2 protein-coding genes and 2 pseudogenes are annotated in these 7,996 nt (G+C 72.5%); all 4 read right to left on the bottom strand.

Translation table 11 applies throughout. The annotated features are described in order from the left end of the window. Positions 1 to 98: 98 nt before the first annotated feature. Entirely contained in the window at positions 99 to 1,127 is a 1,029-nt protein-coding gene (locus ACFYW3_RS38940; RefSeq protein ID WP_389389020.1) for a cytochrome P450, read from the bottom strand. A gap of 334 nt (positions 1,128 to 1,461) precedes the next feature. Further along, a complete protein-coding gene (locus ACFYW3_RS38945; protein WP_389389021.1) occupies positions 1,462 to 7,056 on the bottom strand; it encodes a type I polyketide synthase in 5,595 nt (1,864 codons plus the stop codon). A 289-nt stretch (positions 7,057 to 7,345) separates the two neighbouring features. Continuing rightward, positions 7,346 to 7,498 (bottom strand): annotated as a pseudogene (locus ACFYW3_RS38950) (acyl carrier protein); the annotation flags it as partial. Between the two features lie 432 nt (positions 7,499 to 7,930). Continuing rightward, a pseudogene (locus tag ACFYW3_RS38955) lies at positions 7,931 to 7,996 on the bottom strand (KR domain-containing protein); the annotation flags it as partial.

The following is a 7,996-nucleotide window of genomic DNA, read 5'->3' on the forward strand; positions in this document are numbered from 1 at the left end:
CGGGGGGGGGGCCCCCACCTGGGCCACCCGGCCTTTCGGGGGGGGCGTGCTCTCACCAACCCCGCCCCCCCCCCGCCGCTTCGTGCGCGTGGCGAGTACTACCAGACGATCGGCAGCGTCTCGAGGCCGCGGATGATGGAGGCCGGCTTCAGCCGGAGTTCCGACTCCGGAACGCCGAGGCGCAGTTCGGGCATCCGGGCCAGTATTCCGCGCAGCGCTTCCTGGAGTTCGATCCGGGCCAACTGGGCGCCGAGACAGTGGTGGATGCCGGAACCGAAGGCGAGGTGGGGGTTGGTCGCGCGGGTCAGGTCCAGTCGCTCCGGGTCCTCGAAGACCTCGGGGTCCCGGTTCGCGGCAGCGACGACCGGCAGGACCAGCACGCCCGGAGGCAGTGACTTGCCGTCCTGGAGCTCGACTTCGCCCGTGGTGAGCCGAGGAACCATTCCGCCGGTCACCGTCAGGGGGACGAACCGCAGAAGCTCCTCGACGGCCCTCGGGATGCCGTCGGGGTCGTCGCGCAGCGCCTCGAGCTGCTCGGGGTGACGCAGCAGGGTCAGCAGGAACATGCTGATCTGGTTGGCGGTCGTCTCGTACCCCGCACTGAGGAGACCGATGCACGTGGCGGCGATCTCACGTTCGCTGAGGGTGTCGTGGTCGTCACTGACCTTGATGAGTTCGCTCATCAGGTCGTCGCCCGGCGCGGACCGCTTGACCTCGATGAGCTCACCGAAGTACTTCAGCAGCGAGATCGTCGCGGCTTCCTTCTCCAGCGCCCGCTGCCAGTCGCCGAGCATCGCGTTCGACCAGCCCGCGAAGGTGCTCTGGTCCTCCTGCGGCACACCGATCAGCTCGCAGATCACCTGGATCGGCAGCGGCAGTGCGAAGTGCTCCAGCACATCCACCGGCTGCGGCATGGCTTCCATCTCGTCGAGAAGGTCGCTGACGCGCTGAGCGATGCGCTGACGCCGTGTCTCCATGTTCCTGGCGGTGAACGCACGGTTCACCAGCCGGCGCAGGCGGGTGTGCTCCGGGGCGTCCATGCCGACGAGCGATTCGTTCATCAGCTTGCCGGTCTCGGTTTCGGCCATCGCCGCCGCGGCTGACGCGTTCATGACACGACTGCTCACGTGTGAATCCAGCATCATCGTGCGGATGTCCGCGTGCCTGGTCACCAGCCAGGCGCCCATGCCATCCGGGAACCGTGCCTCCGCCACGGACTGCTCGTCGCGTATCTGCGCGAGCTCGGGAGGGAGATCGCCGATTGTCGGGGGGTCGGGAAACGGAAAGCTGACAGGGCAGGTCTGCTGTTTGGTCAAGGGGATCTGCTCCGGGGCGAATCGGTTCCGGATCGGAACCGAAAGGGACGGGTGGGGGGAATCCCTGGCAGGTTATGCACAGGGCGCCCCTAAACCCGTCCCTTAAGCCGCCCCAGTTTGCGCTTGGAGTGGTGGACCGTTTCGGTTACTGCTCCGATCGGTCCCTGGCCATGGCGAGCAGCGCTGTCACGTCCATGGACATGATCTCTTCGCTGCGGTCGCCGGATTCAGGTTCGGCCGCCTGACCGTCAGCCAATTCCAGCAACGCGTCGAGCAGCCCCCTTTCCCTGAGCTGTGCCACGGAAATCGATGCCAGGATGCGACGGACTTCCGCATCCTGGGTCTCCGTGCTTTCCGCAAGGCCACTTCCCGCACCCTCCGGGGACAACTTCCCCAGCAACAGCGGTACGAGCGCGTCCAGCGTCGGGTAGTCGAAGACGAGGCTCACCGGCAGGCGCAGACCGGTCGCCGCGTTCAGCCGGTTGCGCAGCTCCACGGCGGTCAGCGACGTGAAGCCGAGGTCGCGGAACGGGCGGTCCGTCTCGATCTGTTCCGGAGAACCGTGCCCGAGCACCGCCGCGATCCGGCCGCGCACGAGTTCCAGCAGGATCTCCTGGCGTTCGACCGGCATCATCTCGGCGAGCCGGCGCCGCAGTTGCGTGCCCGCGTCCTGGGTGTCGGTCCCGGCCGTGCGGCGGGCCGGCGTGCGGAACAGGCCGCGCAGGACCGGCGGGAGCGTCCCGGCGGAGGCCTGCGCACGCAGCGCGGCGCCGCCCAGGCGGGCCGGGAAGAGGACGGGTTCGGCGGAACGCCAGCCGAGGTCGAAGAGGGCCAGCCCCTCGTCGGAGGGCAGCGCGTTCACCCCGCGCATCGGGGTGCCGGCCGAGGCGGCCTCGGTGAGGCCGCCGCCCATGCCGCGCTCGGTCGCCCACAGGCCCCAGGCCAGCGAGGTCGCGGCGAGGCCGCGGGCGCGCCGGTGGTGGGCGAGGGAGTCCAGGAAGGTGTTGGCCGCCGCGTAGTTGCCCTGCCCGGTGCCGCCGAGGGTGCCGGCGATCGAGGAGAACAGCACGAAGGCCGACAGGTCCAGGCCCTCGGTCAGCTCGTGCAGGTGCACGGCGGCGTCCACCTTTGCGCGGAAGACGCGGTCGATCATGCCGGGCTCCAGGGAGGCCAGCAGCGCGTTCTCGGCGGTTCCGGCGCAGTGCACCACCGCGGTCAGCGGCTGCTCGGCGGGGATCGCGGCGAGTACGGCCGCCAGCGCCTCGCGGTCCGCCGCGTCGCACGCCGCCAGCGTCACCGTCGCCCCGTGCTTCTCCAACTGACGGACGAGCTCCGTGGCGCCTTCGGCGTCCGGGCCCCGGCGGCTGAGCAGCAGGAGGTGGCGTACGCCGTGCCGTTCGGCGAGGTGGCCGGCGACGAGGCTGCCGAGGCCGCCGGTCGCGCCGGTCACCAGCACCGTGCCCGCGGGGTCCAGATCGCCGAGGTCGGTGCCGGGCACACCGGCGGGGACCTCGGCGACCGGGGTCCGGTCGAGCCGGGGGACCAGCGCGGTCCCGGCGCGCAGCGCGATCTCGGCCTCCCGTGTCGCGAGCGCGGCCGGCAGGGCCTGCCACGACTCCGGCAGACCGTCGGTGTCCAGCAGGACGAACCGGCCGGGGTTCTCCGACTGGACGGAGCGCACCAGACCCCACAGGGGGGCGGAGTCCAGCCCGGTCGCCCGGTCCTGGGCCGAGGTGCCCACCGCGTCCCGGGTGGCCATGACCAGGGTGACCGTGGCGAGCCGCTCGTCGAGGTCCTCCGCGACCCAGGCGCGTGCCGCGTCCAGGACCTGCCCGGCGCGAGAGCGGGTGGCCGCCGGGAGCGCGGCGCCGGCGGGGTCGCCGGACGTCAGGTCGAGTACGGCGAAACGCGGCACGGGGCCGCCCGCGGCGACCGACGCGGCCAGCGCGGCGACGTCGGCGTACCGCTCGGGCAGGGTGTCCGAGCCCGTCCACGACGAGTCTCCGCCCGGGGCCGCGCCCAGTACCGCCCACGGCGCGGGATCCGTCGCAGGGAGCGGCACCGGCGTCCAGGCCATGGTCAGCAGCGAGGGGTGCGCGGCGGTCCGTCCGGCGGCCGGTTCCGCCGCCTCGACCGGCCGCAGCATCAGCGAACCGACCGTCACGACCGGTGCGCCGGTGCCGTCGGCGGCGTACAGGGACACGGCGTTCGCCCCGGCCGGCGACAGGGTCACCCGCAGGGTGGTCGCGCCGGTGGCGTGCAGCGAGACCGCGTTCCAGGCGAAGGGGCGCAGCGGCTGCCCGCCGGTCTCCAGCAGTTCGCCCAACCCCACCGCGTGCAGCGCCGCGTCCAGCAGCGCGGGGTGCAGGAGGTACTCGTCGGCCTGCTCGTGCAGTTCCCGGGGCAGCCGTACCTCGGCGAACACCTCCCGGCCGCGCGACCAGGCCGCGTGCAGGCCGTGGAAGGCGGGTCCGTAGGCGAACGGGCTGTCCGGCGACTGCTCGTAGAGACCGGCGACGTCGAGTGGCTCCGCGCCCGGGGGCGGCCAGGCGGCCGGCTCCGCGTCCGGTACGGGGGCGGCCGGGCACAGGACTCCCGAACCGTGTCGGGTCCAGGTGGCGGCCGTGATGTCGTCGTCCGTCCGGGCGAAGAACCCGATCTCGCGTCGGCCCGTCTCGTCGGGGGCGCTCACGGTGAGCTGGAGGTCGAGGGCGCCGCTCTCGGGGAGCAGGAGCGCGGCCTCCATGGTCAGTTCCTCGATCCGGGGGCACTCGACGAGGTCGCCGGCGACCACCGCGAGTTCGACGAACGCCGTCCCCGGCAGCGGCACCGCGCCCAGGACGCGGTGGTCGGCCAGCCAGGGATGGTCGCGCAGTGAGATGCGGCCCGTCAGGACGAGACCGTCGCTCTCCGCGGGTTCCACGGCCGCGCCGAGCAGCGGGTGCCCGGGGTCGGCGAGGCCCGCCGCCGTCACGTCGCCGGACCCGGAGGATGTCGTGCGGAGCCAGTACCGCTGCCTCTGGAAGGCGTAGGTGGGCAGTTCCACGGGGCGGGCCCCGGGGAACGCCCGCGTCCAGTCGACGGGCGCACCGGCGACGTACGCCTCGGCGAGCGAGTTGACGAGGCGGCCGGTGCCACCGTCGTCGCGCCGCAGCGTGCCGGACGCGTGGGCCACGACGCCGGCGCTGTCGATGGCCTCCTGGACCGCCATGGTCAGCACGGGGTGGGGGCTGATCTCCAGCAGGGTCCGGTGGCCCTCGCCGAGTGCGGCGCGCACCGCCCCCTCGAAGGCGACCGTCTCGCGCATGTTGCGCAGCCAGTACCGGGCATCCAGGCCCGAGGTGTCCATCTGTTCGCCGCTCACCGTGGAGTGGAAGGCGACGGAGGAGGACTGCGGTCGGATGTCGGCCAGTTCGCGCAGCAGGTCCTCGTTGAGGACATCGACCTGCGCGGAGTGGGAGGCGTAGTCCACCGCGATACGCCGCGCCCGGACACCGTCCGCCTCACACGAGGCCAACAGCTCATCCAGCGCGTCGGGCTCGCCCGAGACGACGACCGAAGCGGGCCCGTTGACCGCGGCCACGCCGACACGGCCGTCGAAGGACGCCAGGCGCTCCTCGACGTCCGACACCGGCAGCGACACCGAGACCATGCCGCCCTTGCCCGACAGCTTCTCCAACACCAGACGCGAGCGCACCGCAGCGACCCGGGCACCGTCCTCCAACGACAGGCCACCCGCCACACACGCCGCGGCGACCTCGCCCTGGGAGTGTCCGATCACCGCGGCCGGCTCCACACCGAAGGAACGCCACACCGCCGCCAGCGACACCATCACCGCCCACAGCACCGGCTGGACCACGTCCACCCGACCCCACAGCGGATCGTCCGCCTCACGGAACACCACGTCCCGAAGCGACCAGTCCACCAAAGGCGACAACGCACGCTCACACGCCACCATCGACTCACCGAACACCGGCGAGGAATCCCACAACTCCCGACCCATGCCGACCCACTGCGAACCCTGACCCGGGAACACGAACACCACACCACTGCCCGAGGCACGGCCGCAGACCACGCCGGCCCCGTCCTCGCCGTCCGCGACCGACCGCAGCCCCGCGATCAGCTCGTCCCGGCCGCCGCCCAGGACCACGGCACGGTGCTCGAACGCCGACCGCGTACCCGCCAGCGACAACCCCACGTCCGCGGGGCTCGGCCCGGGGTGTTCCCCGAGGTGGTCCAGCAGCCGCCGGGCCTGGGCACGCAGCGCGACCTCGGCGCGGCCGGAGACCACCCACGGCGTCGACGTCAGGGCCGTGCCGGGGCCGGCCTCCTCACCGGTGGTGTCCTGGCCGGCCTCCGGAGCCTGCTCCAGGATCACGTGCGCGTTGGTGCCGCTGACCCCGAAAGAGGAGACGGCGGCCCGCCGGGCGCGGCCCCGGTCCGGCCAGGCGCGGCTCTCGGTCAGCAGGCGCACCGCGCCCCCGGACCAGTCGACGTGCGGGGTCGGCTCGGACACGTGCAGGGTCTTCGGCATGACGCCGTGCCGCAGCGCCATGACCGTCTTGATCACACCGCTGACTCCGGCGGCATACTGCGTGTGGCCGATGTTGGACTTGACCGACCCGAGCCACAGGGGTTCGTCGGCCGGCCTGTCCTGACCGTAGGTGGCCAGCAGCGCCCGCGCCTCGATCGGGTCGCCCAGCGTCGTGCCCGTGCCGTGCGCCTCCACCATGTCCACATCGGCGGTGGACAGTCCCGCGCCGTCGAGCGTCCGCAGGATGAGGCGGCGCTGCGCGGGCCCGCTCGGCGCGGTCAGACCGTTGCTGGCCCCGTCCTGGTTGATTCCGGTCTCCCGCAGCACGGCCAGCACCCGGTGCCCGTCGCGCTGCGCGTCGGACAGCCTTTGCAGGACGACGACGCCGACGCCCTCGCCCCAGCCGGTGCCGTCCGCGTCCGCGGAGAACGCCTTGCAACGGCCGTTCGAGGCGAGTCCGCCCTGACGGGAGAACTCGGGGAAGGCGCCCGGGGTGGACAGGACGGAGACGCCGCCGGCCAGCGCCAGCGAGATCTCGTCCTTCCGCAGGGCCTGCACCGCCAGGTGCATGGACACCAGGGAAGAGGAACAGGCCGTGTCGATGGTGACCGCGGGCCCTTCCAGGCCGAGCACGTACGAGACCCGACCGGACAGGACACTGCTGGAGGTGCCCGTCAGCATGTAGCCGTCCATGGCCATCGACGAGGCACCCAGCAGACCGGCGAAGTCACCACCGGTACCGCCGAAGAACACGCCGGTGGCGCTGCCGCGCAGGGACCGGGGGTCCACCCCGGCGCGTTCCAGCGCCTCCCACGAGGTCTCCAGCAGCAGCCGCTGCTGGGGGTCCGTGGCGGTCGCCTCGACCGGGGAGATCCCGAAGAAGTCGGCGTCGAAGTCGCCCGCGCCGTGCAGGAATCCCCCTTCCAGGGTGGTGGAGGCCCCGGACTCCCCGGCGTCGGCGCGGTACAGCCGGTCCAGATCCCAGCCGCGGTCCTCGGGAAAGCCCGAGACCGCGTCCGTTCCTTCGGACACCAGCCGCCACAGCTCCTCCGGGCTTTCCGCCCCGCCAGGGAACCGGCAGGCCATGCCGACGATCGCGATCGGCTCGCGGGCCTTGTCCTCGACCTCGCGCAGCCGGTGCTGGAGGCCGCGCGCCTCGGCCACGGCCCGCTTGAGATAGTCGCGGAACTTGTCCTCGTCGGACATGGTCAGTGCTCCTTGATGGTGTGTTCCCGGTCGGTCAGGGGGGTCAGATCCCGAAACCCTGGTCGATCGCGTCGAAGAGATCGTCGGTCGAGGCCGCGTCGAGATCGTCCAGGCCATGGGCCGAAGCCGGCTCGGCGTCCCCGGCGCTCCACTTGGACAGCAGACCGCGCAGCCTGCGGGTGACACGGTCGCGCTCGCCGTCGTCCGCCGCGATCACCGCGAGGGCCGCTTCCAGCGCGTCCACGTCGGAAAGTGCCGCCTCGACGTCGGAGATCCCCGCCGGGGCGAGCTCCGCGAGCAGGTACGCCGCGAGCGCGTTCGGTGTCGGGTGCTCGAAGACGAGCGTGGCCGGCAGTCGCAGACCGGTGGCCGTGCCGAGCCGGTTGCGGAACTCCACGGCGGTCAGCGAGTCGAATCCGAGTTCGCTGAACGACCGGTCGGGCGCGACGGCTTCGGCCGAGGCGTGCCCCAGCACGGTCGCCGCGTTCGAGCGGACGAGGTCCAGCAGCCTGCGGTGCCTCTCGGCGGCGGGCAGCGAGGCCAGCCGCGTCGACAGCTCGGCGCCGTCGTTGCCCGCCCGTACCACCCGGCGGGACGTGCTCCGCACCAGGCCGCGGAACAGATGGGGCACCCGGTCCGGATCCCCCTTCAGCGCCGACGGGGTCAGCCGGGTGATCACCTGCAGCGGTATGTCGGCCCCGCAGGCGGCGTCGAACAGCGCGAGCCCCTCCGCGTCCTCCAGTGGACGCATGCCCGCACGGGACATGCGCTCCACCTCCTCGTCGTTGAGGTGGCCGGTCATGCCGCTGCGTTGGGCCCAGAATCCCCAGGCGAGGGAGGTTGCGGGGTGTCCGTGTGCGCGGCGGTGGTGGGCGAGGGCGTCGAGGTAGGTGTTGGCGGCTGCGTAGTTGGCTTGTCCGGCGGTGCCGAGTTGTCCGGC

The sequence above is a fragment of the Streptomyces sp. NPDC002602 genome, assembly GCF_042889445.1.
In the GTDB taxonomy this organism is placed as follows: Bacteria; Actinomycetota; Actinomycetes; order Streptomycetales; family Streptomycetaceae; genus Streptomyces.

Coding starts and splice junctions, on each gene's coding strand:
- ACFYW3_RS38945 (WP_389389021.1), bottom strand. CDS start 7,056: ATGTCCGACGAGGACAAGTTCCGCGACTATCTCAAGCGGGCCGTGGCC.